Raw genomic sequence first — 22,194 nt, forward strand, 5'->3', positions numbered from 1 at the left:
GCAGCAATGTTCTCTTTCACGTTACAATGGAAGCTGGAAAAAGGATGCCCCTCCAAAGTATTTCTGAATGAAAAGAAAGCAGGTTATACCGGCAGTCGTGCCAAGAAGGCATCCTGCAAGAACATCCGAGGGGTAGTGAAGTCCGAGATACATCCTCGAAATTCCTACACTGAACCCTAGAGGAAGCAGGATAACGGCAGCTTGAGGAAAGAGGAATAAAAAAGGTATGATGACGGAAAAGATGGCTGTTGTATGGCCGGATGGAAACGAATGATCCTCAAGCGGGTTTGCCGGCACCTTTGTCTCAAGCAGCGCCAGATAAGGGCGTTTTCTCGGGTAGCGCTTTTTGACATAGGCAACGGGCAGGTGACTGAGCAATAATGCCGCTGCACTTGCTGCCGCTGCAAGGCGCAGCTGGCCAGATGTGATAAAAAGGAGAATTAGGCACAGCGAGATGGTAAAGGTTGCTCCGCCGGTATGGGTGATATTGCGGAAAAAGCAATTCATGAACTTCCGGTCAAAATGACGGTTTACACTGCGGAACAATCTGCATTCAAAATCGTACATGTTTGCAATAAATTTAGTCATCTATCCGATGCTCCTTTACAACACTGTTTACCTCCATTTTAATGGTGAAATATTTAGAGAATAATAATGGGATGTAAAGATTTTAAGTAAGAAATTTACATTCATTTTATCCATAAAAAAAACCGCGGAACAGCAGTCAAGAGCCATTTCGCGGTCATCAGCCCAGCCGAATAGACCCTTTTTTGCAGGTGTTAACTAATATGTAAAAACGGCATGGGTTATTCCCGGTTTTCCTGCACCGCTTTATAGAGCTGTCCTTTTTCAGCGTACTCCCGGCGGATGCGCTCCATATCCAGGCGGTCCTCGTCAGTTAATTCTCTGACGACTTTAGCGGGCCTGCCGAATGCAAGGGTATTTGGCGGAATCTTCTTGCCCTGCGGAACGAGGCTTCCTGCACCGATGAAGGCGCCTTCTCCAATTTCAGCTCCGTCAAGGATAATTGATCCCATCCCGATTAACGCATTTTTACGGATGATGGAACTGTGCAGAATCACACAATGGCCAACGGTTACGCCATCTTCCAATACAAGCGGCGCGTTCGGGCTTTGATGCAGACAGCTGAGATCCTGAACATTGACTCTGTCACCGATTCTGACAGGAGACACATCTCCTCTGATGACGGTTCCAAACCAGATGCTTGATTCCCGGCCGATTACTACGTCTCCTGAAACGGTTGCTGTATCTGCAATAAAAGCAGAATCTGCTATATCCGGATATGTGTCTTTAAAGGGATAAATCATGCGGATCAAACTCCTTTTGTTATATAATTAGGCAAACATATTATACCAAAGAACGACCAGTTTAAATGAACATGCAGCAGCTGGCGCGAAAAACCTTTTAGAAAGGTGTGAAATGAGTTTATGTGGAAATGGGAATGTGAGGATGAGAATCCAAAAGGCGTCATTGTGATTGTTCATGGAGCTGCAGAGCATCATGGACGTTACAGGTGGCTCGTCCAGATGTGGAAATGTGCAGGATATCATGTGATTATGGGCGACTTGCCGGGGCAGGGGACTTCGACAAGAAACAGAGGGCATATAAAATCATTCAATGAATACATTGCAGAGTTTAACGTTTGGGTAAAAGAAGCGAGAAAGCTTGGCCTGCCGCTGTTTCTGCTTGGACACAGCATGGGAGGGCTGATCGTCATCAGGGCCCTGCAGGAAGAACATCAGCACATTAACGGTGTAATCCTCTCATCTCCATGCCTTGGACTTATTTTCAAGCCGAATAAAGCAATGGAGCTTATTTCAAAACCTTTAAATATTCTTGCGCCATCTCTAAAAGTGAATTCCGGTCTTTCCGTCAGCCTGGCAACGAGAAATAAGGAAGTCAGGGATGCGGATGAAAATGATACGCTTTATGTGACAAAAGTATCCATAAGGTGGTATCGTGAACTCATCAAGGCAATGGAACAGGCCCATGCGAAAGTGAAGCAATTTCCCGATCTGCCGCTTTTAGTCATGCAGGGCGGAGATGACAAGGTGGTTGATCATTCCCTAGTCAGAACCTGGTTTAACCGGGCTCCGCTCAGAGAAAAGGCATATAAGGAATGGGACGGCTTTTATCATGAAATATTTAACGAACCAGAGAGAGATCAAGTATTTAAGTACGCTGAGGCGTTTGTCAGCGCGCATTTAGAGCGATGAACATAAAGAGGTGATTTTCTTGAAGGCAATACCCGAGCACCCGCTATGGCTTATGGCAAAAATTTATAAAGACATCTTTCCGTCCGTTCATGCACATTTGAATACGTGGAAAGAGAAAGCGGAACAGATCCCGAATACTGAGCTTAGAACCCAGGCGCTTGCAAGCATCAGCACCAAAACCTTCCATTGTGAAGGAGGCGGCATCTACGGACTCCTTTCAGGAGACTGCAGGCACGACTGCGTGGAGTTCATTGTCGCCTATCAGACGATCAGCGATTATCTTGATAATCTGTGCGACAGAAGCACGTCCCTTAATCCGGAAGATTTTGCCATGCTGCATGAATCCATGACTGACGCACTAACAGTCGGTGCCCCTCTGAAAAATTACTATGCATACAGGATTGACCAGGATGATGGCGGGTATTTGCATGAACTGGTGAAAACGTGTCAGAGAATTTTGTCAGGGCTCGAAAACTATCCTTTCATTGCGGATTATCTGATTGAACTCGCCCGCTACTATTGCGACCTGCAGGTACATAAGCACGTTACAGTGAACGAGCGCATACCGAGACTTGAAACTTGGTTTGAAACATACAGGCAGGAGCTTCCCGACATGCAGTGGTATGAATTTTCTGCGTGTGCAGGCTCTACATTGGGCATCTTTTGCCTTGTCTCCTATGCCTTCAGGAAAGACTTCAGCAAGTCCGAAGCTGCCCGCATCAGAAACAGCTACTTCCCCTATGTGCAGGGACTGCATATCCTTCTCGATTACTTGATTGACCAGGAAGAAGACAGAATCGGCGGCGATCTGAACTTCTGCAATTATTACTCAGACGAACGGGAAATGATGGGGCGTCTCCGGCACTTCGTTGTTCAGGCAGAAACCAATTTGAACGGCATTCCCCATGAAAATTTTCATAAGCTGATTCACCGGGGACTTCTTGGCGTGTATCTCTCAGATGAAAAAGTAACGGCCAGAAAAGATCTCGGGAGACTTGCCAGGCAGCTGATCAAACTTGGCGGAAAAACATCATCATTTTTCTATTGGAACGGCAGAGCGTACAGGGCTTTTCAGAAGCTGTCTGCGAAAAGTTCGTAATAAAAAAACGGGCCTGAAACCCAACTGGTTTCAAGGCCCGTTTTCTGTTAGCAAGCATTACTTATGCTTTCATTTTTTCAATCGCCAAGATAAAAGGAGCATCATTCTTCTGATTCATGAACTGATAGTTAAGGACATGGGCTTCTTTTTGAGGAAGCTTTTGAACAAAGTCCAAAACGGCATCTCTTTCTGCTTTTCCTTCTTCATGGCCATGGTAAATGACAAGAATCATGATGCCGCCTTTTTTTAGGACGGAAAGAAGCTGTTCCACAGCCTTCAGGGTGGAATCCGGTCTTGTCACAATCGATTTGTCGCCGCCTGGAAGATATCCGAGGTTGAATATGGCTCCGGCCGCTTTTCCATGCCATTTTTCAGGAATAAAATCAGCCAGGTTTTCGTGACTCTCCTTAAAAAGAGTGACCCTGTCCGTGTATCCTGCCTGTAAAACCCGTTCTGAAGTGGCGCGGACAGCTTCTTCCTGTATGTCAAAGCCGTACACGTGACCTGCTTCTCCAACAAGCTCTGCGAGGAACACCGTATCATGCCCATTGCCGATTGTAGCGTCAATGGCGATGTCGCCCTCTGCTGCTGCTTTGGATAAAAGTGTTTTAGCAAAAGTAAGAACCCGTTCAAGTATCATAATTGTCCTGCCTTTTCTGTCTTATAAAATTTCCCTTGGAAGCTCTCTCTTCTTTTTAATTCCGCATCGATTGAATTCAGCACATCCCATTTGTTAACGCTCCACATCGGCCCGATCATCAGGTCAATCGGCCCGTCTCCCGTTATGCGGTGCACAATCATTTCCGGGGGAAGTATTTCAAGCTGGTCACATACTAATGCTACATAATCCTCTTTTGTAAGAAATTCAAGCTTTCCTTTTTCATACTGCTTGACCATCGGCGTGCCTTTCAGCAAGTGCAGAAGGTGGATTTTAATTCCCTGAACATCAAGGTTTGCTGCCGCACGGGCTGTTTCCATCATCATGTCATTCGTTTCAAGCGGCAAGCCGTTAATAATGTGTGTACAGACTCTTATGCCATGTTTGCGCAGCTTTTCAACACCTTCAGCGTAGCAGGCGAAATCATGAGCCCGGTTAATAAGCAGGGCCGTGCGTTCATGAACGGTCTGAAGCCCCAGCTCAACCCAAAGATACGTGCGCTCATTTAATTCTGCCAGATATTCAACCACATCATCGGGCAGGCAGTCAGGACGGGTCGCAATAGACAAGCCCACAACCCCTTCAAGAGCAAGAACGGATTCAAACTTTTCCCTTAAAACCTCAACAGGTGCATGCGTATTTGTAAAAGCCTGAAAATAAGCCATATACTTTCCGTCTTTCCACTTTTCGTGCATTTTATCTTTTATTTCGTGAAATTGCGTTACAAGATCCTCTTTGCGGTTTCCGGCAAAATCGCCAGAACCTGCTGCACTGCAGAACGTACACCCTCCAAACGCTGCCGTCCCGTCTCTGTTCGGACAGTCAAAACCGCCGTCCAGAGCCACTTTAAACACCTTATGTCCAAAATGATTGCGCAAGTGGTAATTCCACGTATGGTACCTTTTATCGTCTGCTGCATATAGAAAAGGGTTTTTCTCTTTCAGCGGAAAAACCTCCCTTTGAAAAAATTTTCTCGAGCAAGCCATCAGAGCATTTTATCACGGGGCAGACTCTTATGACAAACATGCACAGCCGGATTTACCAATTGTTTTTCAGTAAAATGAACAGGCACTAGGCAAACAATATGAGTAATGGAGCACAATGCTTCATTTTACAATAGGAGGTCTGCAGCCATGGCAACAAGACAATCTGTTACTGAATGTCTCGATAATTGCTCAAATACGTATGATTTCGCCCAAAGCCAGTATACAGAAGGCAGAAAGCAGGAGCATTACAACGATACGGAATACTCTAAAGCGCAGCAAATGCTCGAAGACGCAGTAAATGAATGCAATGCATTGTCTCTGAGCGCAAACGATCAGCAAAAAGAACAGCTTTACAGAATGCGCATACAGCTTCAGCAACTGCAAAATGAAATGATTCTGCTTGATCACTAGGAGGATGAAGTCTGTATGAAAAAACGCTCAAAACAGCAAAACCCCGAACAGAAAACACGAAACGGCATCAACAATACGGACACTGAATTCGGCCAGGAATTTGATCCGGTAAAAGAATCCAAGAAAAAATATGAAAAACAGGGACAAAAAGTGAAATCAAAACAGCGTCCTGAATAGTGAATGGCCGCTTCCGGGTTTGGAAGCGGTTTTTTTAGTGAGGGGAAGGGTGTTTTTGGGGAGCAGCTGCAGGTTTGGTTCTGTCAGAAAAGGAACTGTGCATTTTGATGGTTCTGAACTTAGGGATAAGTGCCATCAACAAGGAAATTCTGCGTATTGATGGTTCTGAACTTAGGGATAAGTGCCATCAAAAAAGGCAACACGCATCTTGATGGTTTTGAACTACGAGATAAGTGCCATCAAAAAAGGAAACACGCGTGTTGATGGTTCTGAGCTCCGAGATAAGTGCCATCAAAAAAGGCAACACGCATCTTGATGGTTTTGAACTTCGGGATAAGTGCCATCAAAAAGAGAATCCTGCGTATTGATGGTTCTAAACTCCAAGATAAGTGCCATCAAAAAGAGAATCCTGCGTTTTGATGGTTCTAAACTCCAAGATAAGTGCCATCAAAAAGAGAATCCTGCGTTTTGATGGTTCTAAACTCCAAGATAAGTGCCATCAAAAAAGGAAACACGCGTATTGATGGTTCTAAACTCCGAGATAAGTGCCATCAAAAAAGGAAACACGCGTGTTGATGGTTTTGAGCTCCGAGATAAGTGCCATCAAAAAAAGAAACACGCGTGTTGATGGTTCTGAATTCCGAGATAAGTGCCATCAAAAAGAGGAAACACGCGTATTGATGGTTCTGAACTTTGAGATAAGTGCCATCAAAAAAAGAAACACGCGTTTTGATGGTTCTGAACTTTGAGATAAGTGCCATCAAAAAAAGAAACACGCGTGTTGATGGTTCTGAATTCCGAGATAAGTGCCATCAAAAATGAAATCCCGCGTATTGAGACCTCAAACTCAAAAAAGTCCCAATATCCCCCAAAAAACCATTGACAATAATTTCAAACACCATTATTGTATTAAGTGTACTACTAAAAGTAATACACATAGTACAGAACCATTTCACGATAGGAAGAAGGGAGACCGATGATTCAAATTGATCCGCGCAGCTCAAAAGCGATTTATGAACAGATCATTCAGCAGATGAAAGAGCTCTGCCTAAAAGGGATTCTTAAGCCCGGTGAAAAGCTCCCGTCTGTGCGCGAGCTTTCAACCATGATTATTGCAAACCCTAATACCGTAAGCAAAGCGTATAAAGAGCTTGAACGTGAAGGAATTATTGAAACGTTAAGGGGCAGGGGAACGTTTGTCTCTGAAAATGCGGGAGTAACGCTTGATGAAGGGAAGATGGAGATGATCAAAGAACAATTGAAGCCGCTGATTGTAGATGCCGTTTATGCGGGAATTGACATTGAAGTCATTTATAAATGGATTGAGGAAATCAGCAGAGAAATGAGAGGCGGAGACCATGCTTGAACTGAAAAATCTCTCAAAATCGCTCGATGGAGCAAGGGTGCTGCAGGACGTATCGCTCACGATTGAAAAAGGCGATATCTTTGGGCTTCTCGGCAGAAACGGCTCGGGGAAAACGACGCTTCTGAGGATTATTCAACAGATAGTGCTGCCGGATGAGGGAGAGGTTTTGTTTGAAAATGCCTCCATAAAGAAACAGCCGCTTGTTAAAAGAAAGGTCATTTATGTACCTGTCCAAAACCCATTTTATGATAGATATACATATAAAGAACTGACCGGGATGCTGAAATCCCTGTATCCGGATTTTGATGTCACCTATGCGAACGAGCTGATGAACCGCTACGGCATACCTGAAACAAAAAAATACAGGGATTTATCAACGGGACTGAAAAAACAGTTTGCTCTCATTATGGCTTTTGCTTCAAGACCTGCAGTGATTCTGCTGGATGAACCGACTGACGGGATTGATGCTGTCACAAGGAGAGATCTCCTTCAGCTTATGGTAGATGAAGTGGGGGAAAGAGAAACTGCCATTATGATTACATCCCACAGGCTTGAGGATATTGAAAGGATCTGCAGCAAAATCGGTTTTCTGGATGGCCATACTTTGTCCAATGTGATGGACCTTGAATCGCTCAGGGAGGATTTTGTGAAAATACAGGCGGTTTTTGAAAATGACCTGCACTTAAAGATTAGAGAAATGGGTGTTCCGATTCTTGACCACTCCGGTATTTTTTACACGATGCTTCTGGAAAAAAAGGATGAAGATAAGATAAAGCGGCTTCAATCCCTCGGTCCTAAAGTCTGGAATACGCTCCCGGTTAACTTAGAGGAAGTATTTATTGCGAAGTTTGGAGGGGACCGCAGATGGTAGTGCGTGCTTTATTTTTAAAAGAGTTCAGGCAGATCAGAGTCCTGCTTGTCTTATTTTTCATTCTTAATGCCTTTTTTCTTCCTTATAGAATTTGGTCCGAATACACGGGCCACCAAAATATGCTGAAAGAGTATCCGGAAATGTCGTCCGCTTCGTTTGTTTACCCGTTAGGAGACGATTTGCTCTTGATTTTATCGTCTGTTTTCCTGTTTTTTATCGCAATCGCACAAATGGGAACAGAAAGAGCCAGGGGGACTATGGATTATACACTCGGTCTGCCGTTTAAACGTACAGAAATTTACCTTGTGAAATCTGCTTCTGTTCTTATTGCAATCCTGCTTTCATCACTGATTTCGCTGGTGTTGTCAGGAATCTACACAGAGACGGCAGGAGTGGCTCTGTCTGAACCGTTAATGGATTATTATTCGGAACTGTTTTTCTGCCTGGTGATGGTTTACTGCCTGACGTTTGCAGCAGGCTCGCTTACGGGAACTCCTTTCGCGCAGGGGCTGACGGCTCTGAGCACCGGCTCGCTGCCGTTTCTGTTTACATTTGTTCTCTTTAATCATGTAGAAGGCCTTGGATTATACTCCTATGTAGAAATGGAGAAATTCATTAATGCGGGATGTCTTATGACACCGTTTCTCCCAATGATGAGCTGGACTTTTTACAAGGAAATAACGGATGGGATGCCCCTTTACTTTTTGATTCAGGCATCTATGGGTGTCATATTTTTTACAGTCGGACTGGTTGCATTCCTGCATCATCCGAATGAAAGGAACGGCAATTTCTTTTTATGGAAACAGCTCAATCTGCCTGTCCTGTTGCTGGTGTTCGTGCTCGGAGTGCTGGGGTTCAGCTCGATGGGATACCATATGTCCGCTAACGGCATGACAGGACTTGCAACAGGAGCAGCCGCCGGAGCAGCCGTAAGTCTGCTGCTCGGCTACTTCCTTATTTATAAAAAAACAAAGCACTCCTAGGAGAGGAAAACATGATAAAAGTTGATGGATTAAGTCATTCGTTTAAGGTTGGAAAAAAAGGAAATGAAAAAGAAATACCTGTTTTGAAAAATGTGTCGCTTTCTATTCAAAAGGGAGAAATTGCTTCAATCGTCGGACGAAGCGGTTCCGGGAAATCAACGCTTTTGAACTTGGTTTCAGGTTATATTTCACCGACGGCCGGCACCATTTCAGTCGGCGGCACAGAGGTGACCGGGTTCAGTGAAAAAGAATGGGCAGCCTTCAGGCTTGATACGTTTGGCTTCATCTTTCAAAGTTTTCAGCTCATCCCGAGTCTGACGACGTTTGAAAACATTGAACTGCCATTAACATTGAAGGGCGTTCCTTCCTCTGAAAGAAAAACGAAGGTAACCGAAATGCTTGACAGAATCGGCCTTGAAAATCATTCAGGCCATTATCCGAATGAGCTTTCAGGGGGACAGCAGCAGCGCGTTGGAATTGGACGCGCCCTGATTACAAATCCGGAAATCATTCTGGCTGATGAACCGACAGGAAGTCTGGACAGTGAGACGGAAAAAGAAATTCTTGATCTCATTAAAGAGCTGAACTCAGAAAAAGGCATTACGTTTTTCATCATCACTCATGATGAAGAAGTTGCAGCATTCAGCGACAGAAAATTTGTGCTGCAGGACGGCGTATTGAAGGAAGAGGGTGTTCCTGTTGAAATTTAGAGATCAGCTCGGTCTTGTCAGAAGAAATATGAAGAAAAACAGGATGAGGGTTTTCATGACCGTGCTTGCGACTACTATCGGCTGTGCGTTTCTGATTGTACTGGCATCAGTCGGATTCGGCATGCAAAAAAGCATGCAGGAGGAGCTGTTGAGCGCTCAAAAGCTGAATGAAATTCAAATCAGCGGGAAGGAAACGGACGCGGGCTTTGAGCAGGGAAATGATGAACAAATTAAAGAACTCGAGGATACAAAGAATGTGGCAGCCGTCGTCAGAAGGTCCTATGCTACCCAGACAGGACAAACGGATGCAAAGCTTGGTGACAGAACATCCGATTACGCGAGTCTGCTGCTTACAAATATGGAAAGTGAATTTAAGGCAAATTTGAAGCTTGATTCAGGAAAAGCACCGGAAAATGACCGTGAAATCATTGTCGGCCATCATTTTGCAAATTCGCTTCTGACTGATGCGGAGAGAACGAAGCGCGATGAGCAGGCTGAGAATCCAGAGACGGCTGCAGAAGAACCGGAAGGCTATCAGGGCGAACTGATCGGTAAAGAGATTGTCCTGACACAAACCGAGCAGATTGAAGGCAAATCGGAAACGAAAAGCTGGACGTTTACGATCTCCGGAATTACAGAAGCTCCTGCAAGAGACTATATGGATGATTTCAATATCTACATCAGTGATGTGTGGAAAGAAGATATGCACACATTTGCCGCAAAAGCAGATTCGTCAGATGAAGTTGAGCCGCAGGAATATAATGAAATCAAGGTTTATACGGCAAGCATGGAAGATGTTAAAGGCGTGACAGATTCCCTGAAGGATAAGGGTTACTTAGTGTACTCAATAACAGAAGAGCTTGAAAATATGAACTTATTCTTTAATGCCTTTAAAGTGGGACTGATTTTTGTCGGAACTGTAGCCGTTCTGATTGCATCAATCGGTATTTTCAATACGATGACAATGGCGGTGACTGAACGTACACAGGAGATCGGGATCATGAAGGCGATCGGGGCGCAGCCTGGCGTGATTCGCAGAATCTTTCTTCTTGAAAGTGCGTTTATCGGTCTGCTGGGGGCATTGCTCGGTGTCATTATTGCCTACGCCGTCAGCTTTGCTGCGAACTTTGCCATCCCGCTCGTGCTTGAAGCTGTTTCTGAGGGAAGCATGGAAGGTGTGGACTTTACGTTCTCCTATATCCCGCTCAGCCTTGTCCTGATTGCTGGCGGCATCAGTCTTGGAGTGGCCTTGATTTCAGGATTGCGTCCGGCCGTGAAGGCGACGAATATCAATGTGCTCTCCGCTTTGAGAAGAGAACTGTAAGAGAAGTATCGCTTTTTCCAGAATGTAACAGTAGGAGGGGCGCTCGTGAAAAGATGGCTTGTCAATTTGATGATTGCTCTGCTGCTGATGGTTTTATTCGTACTGCCTGTAAAAGGCATGTTCAGCAGCGCAATCACCATAACAATCACAAATCAATCTGAACATCAGCTGGATGAAATGGAGATCAGCTATTTTTATAATAAAGAAAAAATTGTGATCCCATCACTGGAACCGAAAGAAACCTATCAGGTAAAAATTGTCCCCCGTGAAAGGTTCAGTGAGAGCTCAATGAAGCTTCTGTACAAGGACAAAAGCGGAAAACAGCTAGAGGAAACGATTGTCGGCTATTTCGAAAAGGGATACCGGGGTTCCGCGGACATGACTGCAAAAAACAAACAATCCAGCGGTAAAATAACATTTGATACAGAAGAAGATATATCTGTCTATTAAAAGCGAAGCCTGATCAGCTCCAGACAGGCCGAATCAGCCGGTATTTCCCGGTTGCAATCTCCGGATAAAAGGACTACAATCTTCTATGGATTTAAAAAAACGCGAAGGCAGTTCTTGCCTTCGTGCTTTTTTGTGAGTTTTTTAAGGAGGTTTTTGAGATGCCGCGTTCTTTATGGCTGCTTGTAATAGGAATGCTGATTAACGTAACAGGTTCTTCGTTTCTGTGGCCTTTAAATACGATCTACATTCATGATCATCTTGGTAAATCGCTGACAGTTGCCGGGATTGTCCTGATGCTGAATTCTGCTGCAAGTGTAGCGGGCAACCTGATTGGCGGGGTTCTTTTTGACCGGTACGGTGGCTACCGTTCCATCTTGAGCGGGATTGTGCTTACGTTCACGGCTATTTTAGGTCTTGTTTTCTTCAATGACTGGCCTTGGTATATTGTCTTTTTGACACTTGTCGGTTTTGGTTCCGGAATTGTGTTTCCATCGATGTATGCACTTGCCGGAACGGTTTGGCCCGAAGGGGGGCGAAAAGCGTTTAACGCGATTTATGTTTCGCAGAATGCGGGTGTTGCGATTGGGGCCGCGCTTGGCGGACTGATTGCAGGGTATTCGTTTCAGCTGATCTTTATTGCAAATGCAGCACTGTATGCTGTTTTTTTCTTGCTTGCATGTTTCGGTTATCGAAAGATTGCGTCAGCTCCCTCGGCTCAGTCATCCATCCTGCAGGAGTCATCCAAACTGCAGAACCGGGATAAATTTACAGCACTTATTATCCTGTGCTCCGGCTATTTGCTGTGCTGGGTCGCGTATGTTCAGTGGCAGTCAACGATTGCTGCTCACACTCAGGAGCTGAGCATTCCGCTTACCCAATACAGTTTGATCTGGACGGTAAACGGGGCATTGATTGTTTTCGGCCAGCCGCTTGTGAATACATTTGTAAAATATGCGGCCAAATCGATTAAAAAGCAGATGATGATCGGCTTTTGCATCTTTATTTTCTCCTTTGTCATGGTATCCTTTGCAGGGGATTTCAAAGGATTTATGACAGCCATGATTATCTTGACCATCGGGGAAATGCTTGTATGGCCGGCGGTTCCGACCATCGCGAATGATCTTGCTCCAAAAGGCCGTGAAGGATTTTATCAGGGCTTCGTCAACAGTACAGCTACAGGCGGAAGAATGATCGGTCCGCTGCTTGGAGGCGTACTGGTTGATTTTTATGGCATGAACATGCTGTTTACTGTTCTGATTGGCTTGCTGTTTATCGCCATGTTTACGACATCCGTTTACGATAAGAAAATCAAAGAGAAGCATGCTGCACCCGCAGTGAGTGCGTGATAACAGATGGCACACCTTTTAAATGAATAAAGGTGTGCTTTTTTCGGTCAAATGGACAAGTATTTGGAAGAGGGAGGAAAATAAAGAGGCGTACTCTCCAGAAATGCATGGTACTAATCACTTAGGCGCCGGACCGAAAAAGTGTTCGGTCTAGTGAAATAGTACGAATGAAAGTTTACTGAAAATTCCTTCTATTTAATCAAGATTGTTTTATCGCTATTCACATATAATGGAAGTAAAACAAGCCTCTGGTTTTATTGATTTGGACAAGCAAAGAGAAGCTTTATATCTTGTACCTGAAGTCGCGTGCCGAATTTATTACGGCTTTAGGAAGGTGATCTTATGCTGCAGACTGTACTTGTAGCGTCATTGATTGGGGGGTTAATGGGACTGCTTGGACATGTTAAAAAGAAAGGAAGGATGGAAAAGCCAAGAATGACCAAGCGTTTTATCTACCTCGGTTTCTGGGAGGATATCGCAATGGGCACGACCGCATCGATCCTGCTCGTTTTATCTACAGAACCTTCATCCTCATTTCAGCTTGTCGTGCTTTCTATTATCGCTGGTTACAGCGGGGAGGCCGTACTTCGGAGTTTTGACTTTGTCAGACAGCAGCAGGACAGCATAGAACAGCCTGTAAAAGACAATGAGCGCCAAGCGAAATAATCTCCAAACCATCTCACACCTTATCTCTCAACATCTTACACTTCTATTAAAAGCATGATTTTCCCGCATTCCTGCCCATTTCTGAAGTTTTTATAGCGAACAGCTTGCAACCGTGGTTTAAATTCTATAAAATACATGTATAACTTTATGATTTTGAACGGTGATAAGGATTAGTAACAGACTGCGGATGCTCAGAGAATTGACGGACGGTGAGAGTCAATCATCCAATGCCTGCGAACTCGCCTTTGAGTTACGGATGCGAACTGCAGGGCAGCCTGCACGGTAATGTCTGTCGTGATCCACGTTACGGATATCAAGTGAGTGCCGTATGGCGCTAAATTGGGTGGTACCGCGGGAAATAAACCTCTCGTCCCTTTCGGGGACGGGAGGTTTTTTCTGTTTTCTCCGTTTAACAATCCAAAACCCGTTCAAACTAAACTAGTAGAAACAGCGCACCAATCAGAGGAGGATAATGATGAATTACAAGCACGAAAAAATCGAGAAGAAATGGCAGAACTACTGGCTTGAAAATAAAACGTTCAAAACAACGGAAGATGCCGGCAAGCCGAAATTTTACGCACTTGACATGTTTCCGTATCCATCAGGAGCGGGCCTTCATGTCGGACATCCGGAAGGCTTTACCGCAACAGATATACTTTCCCGCGTAAAACGCATGCAGGGATATAACGTCCTTCATCCGATGGGATGGGATGCATTCGGTCTTCCTGCTGAGCAGTACGCGCTAGATACTGGAAATGATCCTGCAGAGTTCACGGCCAAAAATATTGATACATTCCGCCGCCAGATTCAAAGCCTCGGATTTTCATATGACTGGGACCGTGAAATCAATACGACAGATCCTGAATACTACAAGTGGACACAATGGATTTTCCTTCAGTTATATAAAAAAGGTCTTGCTTATGTTGATGAGGTAGCGGTCAACTGGTGTCCTGCACTTGGAACGGTACTTGCGAATGAGGAAATCATCGACGGGAAAAGCGAGCGCGGAGGCCATCCTGTAGAACGCCGCCCGATGAAACAATGGATGCTTAAAATTACGGCATATGCAGACCGTTTGATTGAGGACCTTGAAGAGGTTGACTGGCCGGAGAGCATCAAGGAAATGCAGCGCAACTGGATCGGCCGCTCTGAAGGAGCGCACGTCCAGTTTAACGTTGACGGACATGAAGAATCCTTTACTGTTTTCACAACACGTCCGGATACGCTCTTTGGCGCAACGTATGCTGTCCTTGCTCCCGAGCATGCTTTAGTTGATAAAATTACAACAGAAGACCAAAAGGAAGCTGTAGCCGCTTATCTTGATAAAGTAAAAAGCAAGAGTGACCTTGAGCGGACAGATCTTGCGAAAGAAAAAACAGGTGTATTCACAGGGGCCTTTGCTGTTAACCCTGCAAACGGCGAAAAAATGCCGATCTGGATTGCAGACTACGTTCTTGTAAGCTACGGAACTGGCGCTATTATGGCTGTTCCCGCACACGACGAGAGAGACTATGAATTTGCAAAAACGTTCGACCTGCCGATCAAAGAAGTTGTTGAAGGCGGCAATGTTGAAAATGAAGCATATACAGGCGACGGCCAGCATGTGAACTCTGATTTCCTTAACGGCTTAAATAAAGAAGAAGCCATCGAAAACATGATTGCATGGCTAGAAACAAACAAGAAGGGCGAGAAAAAGACGACTTACCGTCTTCGTGACTGGCTGTTCTCCCGCCAGCGCTACTGGGGTGAGCCGATTCCGATTATTCATTGGGAAGACGGCACAATGTCAGCAGTCCCTGAGGAAGAGCTTCCTCTGACACTGCCGAAGACGACAGAAATCCGCCCTTCAGGCACAGGCGAATCTCCGCTTGCCGTTATTGAAGAGTGGGTGAACGTAACAGACCCTGCAACAGGCAAAAAAGGCAGACGGGAAACAAACACGATGCCGCAATGGGCCGGAAGCTGCTGGTACTACCTGCGCTATATTGATCCAAAGAACGCTGATCACCTTGCAGATCCTGAAAAAATTAAGCAGTGGCTGCCTGTTGACACATACATCGGCGGTGCCGAACATGCGGTTCTTCATTTGCTGTATGCGCGCTTCTGGCACAAAGTGCTTTACGATCTTGGAATTGTTCCTACAAAAGAGCCGTTCCAGAAATTGTTTAACCAGGGAATGATCCTCGGGGAAAACAACGAAAAAATGAGCAAATCCAAAGGCAATGTTGTCAACCCGGATGATATCGTTGCAAGCCACGGTGCTGACACACTCCGCCTTTACGAGATGTTCATGGGACCTCTTGAGGCTTCTATCGCCTGGTCTGAAAAAGGACTTGACGGAGCTCGCCGATTCCTTGACCGCGTATGGCGTTTGTTCGTCGAAGATAACGGAGCTCTGAATGCAAAAGTGACAGACAGCACATCTGACAGCTTAGAGCGTGTGTATCATCAAACCGTTAAAAAAGTAACAGAGGACTACGAAGGGCTGCGCTTCAACACAGCGATCTCCCAGCTGATGGTTTTCATTAATGAGGCGTACAAAGCAACCGTTCTTCCGAAGTCTTATATGGAAGGCTTCGTTAAATTGCTTTCACCGGTAGCGCCCCACCTTGCAGAGGAATTATGGGAAAAGCTTGGCTACGAAGGAACAGTCTCCTATGAAACATGGCCTGCATACGACGAAGGCAAATTAGTAGAGGACGAAGTGGAAATCGTTGTTCAGGTAAACGGGAAAGTAAAAGCGAAACTTCACGTTCCAAAAGACGCAACCCGCGAAGAAATGCAGGAGCTTGCTCTTTCAGACGTTGACGTGAAAGAACAGGTTGACGGAAAAACAATACGCAAAATCATTGCCGTTCCCGGAAAACTTGTAAATATTGTAGCGAACTGAGAAAAAGCAGGCCATGGCGCCTGCTTTTTTCATGCCTCTGTGAAAGTGGTATGTCATACACAGGCTTTGGTATAATAAAGCCATCTGAAACAGAAAGGATGATTTCAATGAGAGAAATGACAACAGACGAATTACATAAAAAACTGAAAAGCGGCGAAGCGCTGAACCTTGTAGATGTGCGCGAGGACGATGAAGTGGAAGAAGGGATGATTCCTGAAGCAAAACATATCCGCATGGGAGAAATTCCTGAAAAGCTAGATCAATTTGATAAAGACAAAGAATACATCATCATCTGCCGGTCAGGCGGACGCAGCGGCAACGTCTGCTCCTTCATGGAGGACAAAGGCTACAAAGTGACGAACATGGCGGGCGGCATGCTTGACTGGAAAGGCGACACAAAACGCAAAAGTGAATTGGCGTAATTCCGTTTCCCTGCTTCGGCAGGGTTTTTTTATGCTTTTTAACGGTATTGGCTGCAGTCCATCGCGGATTGCATGCTATTACCCGGTTCCAAATTCTGAATAACAGTTCTAACAATCCAAATCATGCCTTTAACAATCCAAAACAGAAGTCTAACAATCCAAATCGCATCTCTAACAATCCAAATCGGCAATCTAACAGTCCGAATTAATAAAACACATGATTCCTCCGTTATGAAATGAAAACGCTATCATAAACGGCAGCCGTCAAAAATACACTTCAACTAAGGAGGGATGTGATATGTCTGACTATCACAAGCTTGATGTAACGAATCGCGTTGTCGCAAAGCTGCACGGGGAATTTATTGAGCTTTACATTGGAAAGGAGTATATCGGAAAGCTTGTCATAACTTCTGATGGACGGGAATATGAATTAGTAAATGGATTCATGATGGAAGAGGACAGGTTTTACCGCGTGTATGAACGGAACTGCGAGCTCCAGCAGCAATACGCGGAAGGCTGTGATATGGGATGGTGCTAAATGTACAAGGTGGCCGTTTTTGACAAAGAGCACGAAAAAGATCTGGAGAAGGCAATCAATCAATTTTTGAGGTCCATCTCAGATGAGCAGCTGGTTGACATCAAGTACAATGTGTCGGCAGCCTGCGATCAGAACGGGGAGCAGCTTTATTGTTTTTCAGCACTGATATTATACAGAACCTAAAAAAGGAAGCCGCTATAAACTAGCTGCTTCCTTTGCATATTGTGCGGCATTTTTTCCGGCAAGCCTGCCTGTTACAAGAGCAGATGTTATGTTGTAGCCTCCTGTATAGCCGTGGATATCAAGGATTTCTCCGCAAAAATACAAACCGTCCATAAGTTTTGATGCCATTTCTTTCGGATGGATCTCCTTAACGGAAACCCCGCCACCTGTTACGAACGCCTTGTCGATAGAAAGCGTTCCGTGAACGTTGAACTGAAATCCTTTGCAGTCCTGGATGAACGAGCGCCATTTTTCCATCTGCAGATTGGCTGCCGGCAGATTTGGGTCTATTCCGTTTTTCTCAAGCAGAAACAGAAGGTATCTTTCCGTCAGGAATCCTTTGAGCACGTTCTTAACGGTCTTTTTAGGTTCTGACTTAAAGAGCTTTACCGTTTCCTGAAATAGCTCTTCCTGGTTCCGTTCAGGAAACGAGTCGATGCTCACGGGGATAGCCGTGGTTTTAAACTTTTTCATCGCTTTTACGACGTATTGGCTGCAGCGGAGAACTGCCGGTCCGGAAATCCCGAAGTGGGTAAAGATCATGTCCATCTGGTGCGTTTTAATGACCTTGCCTTTAGGATTCAAAACACTCAGGGCAACATTTCGGAGTGAGAGGCCCTGCAGCGTTTTTTCCTGAATGAAATGCTCATTGGATGTTACGGGAACTTCTGTCGGAAAAAGCTCTGTAATGGTATGCCCTGCTTTTTCAGCCCATGCATACCCGTCTCCTGTGCTTCCGGTATGTGGAACGCTTTTGCCCCCGACAGCAACCACAACCGCCTGTGTTTGAATATACTCTCCGTTTTTTAACCGCACTCCGGCGGTCTTGCCGTTCTCGTACTCGATCGTTTCCACAGGCTCGTTTGTCCGGATTGTCACACGCAGCCTTTTAAGTTCATTAAGAAGAGCATCGACAACAGACTGAGCTTTGTCTGTGACCGGAAACATCCTGCCGTGGTCTTCTTCCTTCAGCTGAATGCCAAGCTTTTCAAAAAAGAGGATGATATCTTCATTGCTGAATTCTGAGAATGCGCTGTATAAAAATCGTCCGTTTCCGGGAATATGTTTAACAATCTCATCAACCGGGAGCCTGTTCGTGACATTGCATCTGCCGCCACCTGAAATCGCAAGCTTTCTGCCGAGTTTATTTCCTTTATCGAGCAGGAGGACGCGTGCTCCTTTTTCACCTGCAGCAATCGCTGCCATCAGGCCGGATGGACCGCCTCCAATAATAACTACATCAACCTTCATGCTTTCACAACCTTTTCTTTCTGAAAAAAACTTTTCTCTCCCTATTATAGCGGAATCATGTAAAATGCCAAATCCGCCTATTATTATTCATGGAGTTATAAAGAACATAAGGCTGTCGAACCTTATAAAGTAATCAGCGTCCAGCTCCAGCGCCTAGATCCTCTGTCAGAACAAATTCGCCAAAAAAGTCAAACCCGGACTTTTTTGGCGGATTCTTTTCTGCCTGCCGGAGCGGGCCTTGGCGCTTCCGCTTTTGTGATGCACAAACATTCTTGTTATAGGTGCCTAATGTGTTAAAATAGAAAAGTTGAATCTTCAGAGAGAAATTGGTGATTTCATTCATGTCGAATAAATTATTGCGGGGAACACTCGTATTAACACTTGGCACTTACATATCAAGAATTCTGGGTATGATCTACATTATCCCGTTCTATGCGCTTGTCGGAAAAGACGGCGGGGCCTTGTACCAGATCGGATATGCGCAGTATGCCGTTTTCCTCGGCATAGCGACCATGGGATTCCCCCAGGCGGTTTCAAAATTTGTATCAAAGTATAATTCCATAGGAGATTACGCAACAAGCAGAAAAATGTTCAGAGTGGGCATCTCGGTTATGTTTTTAACGGGAGTTCTTGCGTTTATTATTCTCTATTTTCTGGCGCCGGTTCTGGCTGAAAGCTCGCTTGGACAAAGAGAGATCGGCAATACAACGGTTGACGATGCTGTGCTTGTCATCCGCATGGTCAGTCTCGCTTTAATTGTCGTGCCGATTATGAGTCTGATTAGGGGATTTTTCCAGGGGCATCAGTCAATGGGGCCAACTGCAGTTTCTCAGGTTATAGAACAGATTGTGAGGATTGCCTTCCTGCTTGCGTCAGCTTATCTTGTCCTTAAGGTATTTGACGGCTCGCTTGTAACGGCAGTCGGCTATTCAACCTTTGCTGCATTTGTCGGAGCCATCGGAGGACTGCTTGTGCTGTTTGTCTACTGGCAGCGACGCAAACGCGGTCTTGAAGCGATGAGGGAGAATGTGGTTCCTGCTGAAAATATGCCTGCAGGACGCATGTTTAAAGAGCTTTTCTCATACGCTGGGCCATTTGTTTTTGTTGGACTTGCTATCCCTTTATATACGTACATTGACACAAATACGTTCATTAAAGCGATGGTTGAAGGCGGATATAAAGAAACAGCAACCGGCATTTTTTCAATCGTGACTTTATATCTTCCGAAACTGGTGATGATTCCCGTATCACTTGCTACAGCATTCGGATTGACGCTTGTACCTACGATTACAAAGTCCTTTACAAATAACAATATGAAGCTTGTGAACAAGCAGATTGACCAGGCCTTTCAGATTATCATTTTTCTGACACTGCCTGCGATTGTGGGTCTTGCCATTCTTGCAGAGCCTGCCTATATGCTTTTCTATGAAAACGACCCGGACGGCCCGGGCCTGCTGAGATGGTTCGCTCCTGTTGCGCTCCTGTTTTCTTTCTTTACCGTAACAGCGGCCGTTCTTCAGGGAATCAACAAGCAAAAGCTTGCTGTAATTTCCCTTTCGCTTGGACTGATCATTAAACTTGCTGTGAATGCTCCGCTCATTGAGGCATTCCAGGGAGTAGGATCCATTCTCGCAACTGCGCTTGGGTTCGGTGCATCCATTCTATACAGTTTTGCAATGATCCGCCGCCACGCCGGCTATTCATTCAAACTGCTGTTCAAACGCACCGTCTTTATCGGAATTCTGACGGCTTTTATGGGTCTGGTCGTATCAGTCACCCAATCCGTTCTATCTATTTTTATTGAATACTCTGATGGAAAAATGCAGTCAGTCATCATTCTGCTGATTGCAATTGGTTTAGGAGCAGCTGCATACCTGTACGCAGCGCACCGCTCTCACTTGCTTGAGAAGCTGCTCGGAAGCCGTTTTTCCTTTTTAAACCGCAAAAAGAAGGCTTCTGAATAAGCCTTCTTTTTTGAAGCTCTTTTTGGAAAAAGAGGGATGTTAGTCAGCATAATCCATACAAACCAGTGGATTGCAGCGGAAGGAACTTGACTCCTGCGGGATGAAGAGGGAATGGGAGACCCCGCAGGCTGGCCGAGTTATCATGAACGAAACTAGCTCCTTATTCGTAACATCGTAGGTTAATCTGGTTAGAATGTTTACTGGAAAAAAACATACCAAATCAGAGCTGCATTACGGAAGGAGCTAGTTATTATGAAGGATGCCATGAAATACGTAGGTTTAGACGTATCGAAAGAAAAAATTGCGGTCGCGATTGCAGAAGAGGGACGCGAAGCCCCACGTTACTGGGGAGTGATCGACCACACACCTGAGGCCATAAAAAAGCTAATGAAAAAGTTGGGGGAGGCAAAAACTCTTCGCGTCTGTTATGAAGCTGGTCCTACAGGTTATGCCTTATACAGACTATTGTCTGATATGGGGATTCACTGTGAGGTAATTGCTCCATCCCTTATTCCTCAAAAGCCTGGAGAGCGAATTAAAACAGATCGCAGGGATGCCATTCGGCTAGCACAATTACATCGTGCAGCCGAATTAACATCTATTTACATTCCAACTCCAGATGATGAAGCATTGCGAGACCTTGTCCGCTGTAGAGAAGATGCGAAAGAAGATGAGTTAAGAGCTAAACACCGATTGAGTAAATTTCTTCTTCGAAACGATATAAAACCACCGACCGGGATTAATAAATGGACAGTGAAATATTATCGTTGGCTGGATACGCTTCAGTTTGAAAATGTTCACCTTCGCGTTGTTTTTCAAGAATATTACTACCAGCTAAAAGAATTAAAACAGCGTATTCTGCGATTAGAGGAAGAAATAAACATTCACGCAAAAGAAGGTGTCCACGCAGAAAAAGTTCAAGCTCTTCAAGCATTAAGAGGGATAGCGCTTGTGACAGCGACAAGCATCGTAGCTGAGATTGGTTCATTTAAACGTTTTTCGACCCCTCGACAGTTTATGTCATACGTTGGATTGATTCCAAGCGAATATTCAAGTGGAGAAAAACGAAAACAAGGCAATATTACGAAAACAGGAAATCGTCATGTTCGGCGCTTGCTTGTAGAATCGGCATGGAGTTATCGCTATCAGCCAGCTGTGAAGGGAGATCTTGAAAGGCGCATAAAAGGTCAATCACCGGCTATTCAATCGATTTCATGGAAAGCACAAAATCGTCTTCACAAGAAATACTACCGGCTGTTGTCCAAAGGGAAAAATGGAGGGAAAGCTGTAACCGCAGTTGCCAGGGAATTAGCCGGCTTTATTTGGGCGGTGATGCAAGAAGTAGAAGAGATGCCTAGCACAAATTGAGATTGTATCTACCAGTTAGAAACAAACGTATCGAGAATGGAAGAATGAGAATAGGGCTCGAAGGCAAAGAGAAAAACCGGAAAGGAAAACCCACGTGCCTCCTCTGTGCTAAGTCGAAAATGATGAATGCACGCGCCGAGTTAGTGGAACAGTCCTTTACACGGAAAGATAAAATGTGAAAACCCACGAATATCAGAGTGCTAACCGCAGTTGAAATTTTTGCCTTCGTGCCGTGTTCTTACCTTTCATTTTTAG

The 22,194-nt window shown here is 45.0% G+C and carries 23 protein-coding genes and 1 other annotated feature; of the genes, 18 read left to right on the forward strand and 5 right to left on the reverse strand.

Annotated features, from left to right (window positions below; genetic code table 11):
• Positions 1 to 21 precede the first annotated feature (21 nt).
• Both MHB63_13635 and MHB63_13640 read right to left on the reverse strand, forming a co-directional pair.
• Positions 22 to 588 (reverse strand): phosphatase PAP2 family protein, encoded by a 567-nt coding sequence (locus MHB63_13635; GenBank protein MEK3807557.1) that lies wholly within the window; start codon positions 586 to 588, stop codon positions 22 to 24.
• Between the two features lie 218 nt (positions 589 to 806).
• Positions 807 to 1,328 carry a gamma carbonic anhydrase family protein gene (locus tag MHB63_13640; protein MEK3807558.1) on the reverse strand — a complete coding sequence of 174 codons (522 nt, stop codon included), beginning with the start codon at positions 1,326 to 1,328 and terminating at the stop codon, positions 807 to 809.
• Positions 1,329 to 1,448: 120 nt separating this feature from the next.
• On the opposite strand from MHB63_13640, the gene MHB63_13645 reads away from it, so the two are divergent.
• Together MHB63_13645 and MHB63_13650 are read left to right on the forward strand one after the other, a co-directional pair.
• On the forward strand, positions 1,449 to 2,237 hold the full coding sequence (locus MHB63_13645; GenBank protein ID MEK3807559.1) for an alpha/beta hydrolase: 789 nt from the start codon (positions 1,449 to 1,451) through the stop codon (positions 2,235 to 2,237).
• A 52-nt stretch (positions 2,238 to 2,289) separates the two neighbouring features.
• Positions 2,290 to 3,336 (forward strand): tetraprenyl-beta-curcumene synthase family protein, encoded by a 1,047-nt coding sequence (locus tag MHB63_13650; protein MEK3807560.1) that lies wholly within the window; start codon positions 2,290 to 2,292, stop codon positions 3,334 to 3,336.
• 61 nt (positions 3,337 to 3,397) lie between these two features.
• On the opposite strand, the gene MHB63_13655 is transcribed toward MHB63_13650, so the two are convergent.
• A complete protein-coding gene (locus MHB63_13655; GenBank protein MEK3807561.1) occupies positions 3,398 to 3,976 on the reverse strand; it encodes a class I SAM-dependent methyltransferase in 579 nt (192 codons plus the stop codon).
• Positions 3,973 to 4,938, reverse strand: a complete 966-nt coding sequence (locus tag MHB63_13660; protein MEK3807562.1) for a TIGR01212 family radical SAM protein — start codon at positions 4,936 to 4,938, stop codon at positions 3,973 to 3,975. Before MHB63_13660 ends, MHB63_13655 begins: the two co-directional genes overlap by 4 nt.
• A gap of 189 nt (positions 4,939 to 5,127) precedes the next feature.
• Between MHB63_13660 and MHB63_13665 the strand changes: the two genes are divergently transcribed.
• The 14 genes from MHB63_13665 (at position 5,128) to MHB63_13730 (ending at position 17,317) form a co-directional block, all read left to right on the forward strand.
• Positions 5,128 to 5,391 (forward strand): YtzC family protein, encoded by a 264-nt coding sequence (locus tag MHB63_13665; GenBank protein ID MEK3807563.1) that lies wholly within the window; start codon positions 5,128 to 5,130, stop codon positions 5,389 to 5,391.
• Positions 5,392 to 5,406: 15 nt separating this feature from the next.
• A complete protein-coding gene (locus MHB63_13670) occupies positions 5,407 to 5,568 on the forward strand; it encodes a glycogen biosynthesis protein GlgD (protein MEK3807564.1) in 162 nt (53 codons plus the stop codon).
• 976 nt (positions 5,569 to 6,544) lie between these two features.
• On the forward strand, positions 6,545 to 6,934 hold the full coding sequence (locus MHB63_13675; protein ID MEK3807565.1) for a GntR family transcriptional regulator: 390 nt from the start codon (positions 6,545 to 6,547) through the stop codon (positions 6,932 to 6,934).
• Positions 6,927 to 7,805 (forward strand): ABC transporter ATP-binding protein, encoded by an 879-nt coding sequence (locus MHB63_13680; GenBank protein ID MEK3807566.1) that lies wholly within the window; start codon positions 6,927 to 6,929, stop codon positions 7,803 to 7,805. The genes MHB63_13675 and MHB63_13680 overlap by 8 nt, the downstream gene beginning before the upstream one ends.
• Positions 7,799 to 8,788: a hypothetical protein gene (locus MHB63_13685; protein ID MEK3807567.1), complete on the forward strand. Its 990-nt coding sequence runs from the start codon at positions 7,799 to 7,801 to the stop codon at positions 8,786 to 8,788. The genes MHB63_13680 and MHB63_13685 overlap by 7 nt, the downstream gene beginning before the upstream one ends.
• An 11-nt stretch (positions 8,789 to 8,799) precedes the next feature.
• Entirely contained in the window at positions 8,800 to 9,498 is a 699-nt protein-coding gene (locus tag MHB63_13690) for an ABC transporter ATP-binding protein (GenBank protein ID MEK3807568.1), read from the forward strand.
• Positions 9,488 to 10,822, forward strand: a complete 1,335-nt coding sequence (locus tag MHB63_13695; protein MEK3807569.1) for an FtsX-like permease family protein — start codon at positions 9,488 to 9,490, stop codon at positions 10,820 to 10,822. The genes MHB63_13690 and MHB63_13695 overlap by 11 nt, the downstream gene beginning before the upstream one ends.
• Positions 10,823 to 10,867: 45 nt before the next feature.
• Positions 10,868 to 11,272: a hypothetical protein gene (locus tag MHB63_13700; GenBank protein ID MEK3807570.1), complete on the forward strand. Its 405-nt coding sequence runs from the start codon at positions 10,868 to 10,870 to the stop codon at positions 11,270 to 11,272.
• A 158-nt stretch (positions 11,273 to 11,430) separates the two neighbouring features.
• On the forward strand, positions 11,431 to 12,618 hold the full coding sequence (locus tag MHB63_13705) for an MFS transporter (GenBank protein MEK3807571.1): 1,188 nt from the start codon (positions 11,431 to 11,433) through the stop codon (positions 12,616 to 12,618).
• 342 nt (positions 12,619 to 12,960) lie between these two features.
• Positions 12,961 to 13,284: a DUF4257 domain-containing protein gene (locus MHB63_13710; protein ID MEK3807572.1), complete on the forward strand. Its 324-nt coding sequence runs from the start codon at positions 12,961 to 12,963 to the stop codon at positions 13,282 to 13,284.
• A gap of 151 nt (positions 13,285 to 13,435) precedes the next feature.
• Positions 13,436 to 13,662 (forward strand) — a binding site (T-box leader).
• A 97-nt stretch (positions 13,663 to 13,759) separates the two neighbouring features.
• Positions 13,760 to 16,174 (forward strand): leucine--tRNA ligase, encoded by a 2,415-nt coding sequence (gene leuS, locus MHB63_13715; protein ID MEK3807573.1) that lies wholly within the window; start codon positions 13,760 to 13,762, stop codon positions 16,172 to 16,174.
• 98 nt (positions 16,175 to 16,272) lie between these two features.
• Positions 16,273 to 16,596: a rhodanese-like domain-containing protein gene (locus MHB63_13720; GenBank protein ID MEK3807574.1), complete on the forward strand. Its 324-nt coding sequence runs from the start codon at positions 16,273 to 16,275 to the stop codon at positions 16,594 to 16,596.
• A 298-nt stretch (positions 16,597 to 16,894) separates the two neighbouring features.
• Entirely contained in the window at positions 16,895 to 17,134 is a 240-nt protein-coding gene (locus MHB63_13725) for a DUF2553 family protein (protein ID MEK3807575.1), read from the forward strand.
• Complete coding sequence (locus MHB63_13730) at positions 17,135 to 17,317, forward strand: sporulation protein Cse60 (protein MEK3807576.1); 183 nt, start codon at positions 17,135 to 17,137, stop codon at positions 17,315 to 17,317.
• Positions 17,318 to 17,329: 12 nt separating this feature from the next.
• Here the strand turns inward: MHB63_13730 and MHB63_13735 are convergent, their stop codons facing one another.
• On the reverse strand, positions 17,330 to 18,607 hold the full coding sequence (locus MHB63_13735; protein ID MEK3807577.1) for an NAD(P)/FAD-dependent oxidoreductase: 1,278 nt from the start codon (positions 18,605 to 18,607) through the stop codon (positions 17,330 to 17,332).
• 341 nt (positions 18,608 to 18,948) lie between these two features.
• Here MHB63_13735 and MHB63_13740 point away from each other — a divergent pair, with 341 nt between their 5' ends.
• The gene (locus MHB63_13740) at positions 18,949 to 20,571 is read left to right on the forward strand and encodes a polysaccharide biosynthesis protein (protein ID MEK3807578.1); all 1,623 of its coding nucleotides are present in this window, start codon (positions 18,949 to 18,951) and stop codon (positions 20,569 to 20,571) included.
• Between the two features lie 252 nt (positions 20,572 to 20,823).
• The gene (locus MHB63_13745; GenBank protein MEK3807579.1) at positions 20,824 to 21,939 is read left to right on the forward strand and encodes an IS110 family transposase; all 1,116 of its coding nucleotides are present in this window, start codon (positions 20,824 to 20,826) and stop codon (positions 21,937 to 21,939) included.
• Positions 21,940 to 22,194: the final 255 nt, after the last annotated feature.

The organism is Bacillus sp. FSL H8-0547, from assembly GCA_038002745.1.
Lineage (GTDB): Bacteria > Bacillota > Bacilli > Bacillales > Bacillaceae > Bacillus_P.

What these genes read in the sequence shown, in the direction of transcription:
- MHB63_13635 (MEK3807557.1), bottom strand. Translation starts at nt 588, where the DNA reads ATGACTAAATTTATTGCAAACATGTACGATTTTGAATGCAGATTGTTC.
- MHB63_13640 (MEK3807558.1), bottom strand. Translation starts at nt 1,328, where the DNA reads ATGATTTATCCCTTTAAAGACACATATCCGGATATAGCAGATTCTGCT.
- MHB63_13645 (MEK3807559.1), top strand. Translation starts at nt 1,449, where the DNA reads ATGTGGAAATGGGAATGTGAGGATGAGAATCCAAAAGGCGTCATTGTG.
- MHB63_13650 (MEK3807560.1), top strand. Translation starts at nt 2,290, where the DNA reads ATGGCAAAAATTTATAAAGACATCTTTCCGTCCGTTCATGCACATTTG.
- MHB63_13655 (MEK3807561.1), bottom strand. Translation starts at nt 3,976, where the DNA reads ATGATACTTGAACGGGTTCTTACTTTTGCTAAAACACTTTTATCCAAA.
- MHB63_13665 (MEK3807563.1), top strand. Translation starts at nt 5,128, where the DNA reads ATGGCAACAAGACAATCTGTTACTGAATGTCTCGATAATTGCTCAAAT.
- MHB63_13670 (MEK3807564.1), top strand. Translation starts at nt 5,407, where the DNA reads ATGAAAAAACGCTCAAAACAGCAAAACCCCGAACAGAAAACACGAAAC.
- MHB63_13675 (MEK3807565.1), top strand. Translation starts at nt 6,545, where the DNA reads ATGATTCAAATTGATCCGCGCAGCTCAAAAGCGATTTATGAACAGATC.
- MHB63_13680 (MEK3807566.1), top strand. Translation starts at nt 6,927, where the DNA reads ATGCTTGAACTGAAAAATCTCTCAAAATCGCTCGATGGAGCAAGGGTG.
- MHB63_13685 (MEK3807567.1), top strand. Translation starts at nt 7,799, where the DNA reads ATGGTAGTGCGTGCTTTATTTTTAAAAGAGTTCAGGCAGATCAGAGTC.
- MHB63_13690 (MEK3807568.1), top strand. Translation starts at nt 8,800, where the DNA reads ATGATAAAAGTTGATGGATTAAGTCATTCGTTTAAGGTTGGAAAAAAA.
- MHB63_13705 (MEK3807571.1), top strand. Translation starts at nt 11,431, where the DNA reads ATGCCGCGTTCTTTATGGCTGCTTGTAATAGGAATGCTGATTAACGTA.
- MHB63_13710 (MEK3807572.1), top strand. Translation starts at nt 12,961, where the DNA reads ATGCTGCAGACTGTACTTGTAGCGTCATTGATTGGGGGGTTAATGGGA.
- leuS (MEK3807573.1), top strand. Translation starts at nt 13,760, where the DNA reads ATGAATTACAAGCACGAAAAAATCGAGAAGAAATGGCAGAACTACTGG.
- MHB63_13720 (MEK3807574.1), top strand. Translation starts at nt 16,273, where the DNA reads ATGATTTCAATGAGAGAAATGACAACAGACGAATTACATAAAAAACTG.
- MHB63_13725 (MEK3807575.1), top strand. Translation starts at nt 16,895, where the DNA reads ATGTCTGACTATCACAAGCTTGATGTAACGAATCGCGTTGTCGCAAAG.
- MHB63_13730 (MEK3807576.1), top strand. Translation starts at nt 17,135, where the DNA reads ATGTACAAGGTGGCCGTTTTTGACAAAGAGCACGAAAAAGATCTGGAG.
- MHB63_13735 (MEK3807577.1), bottom strand. Translation starts at nt 18,607, where the DNA reads ATGAAGGTTGATGTAGTTATTATTGGAGGCGGTCCATCCGGCCTGATG.
- MHB63_13740 (MEK3807578.1), top strand. Translation starts at nt 18,949, where the DNA reads ATGTCGAATAAATTATTGCGGGGAACACTCGTATTAACACTTGGCACT.
- MHB63_13745 (MEK3807579.1), top strand. Translation starts at nt 20,824, where the DNA reads ATGAAGGATGCCATGAAATACGTAGGTTTAGACGTATCGAAAGAAAAA.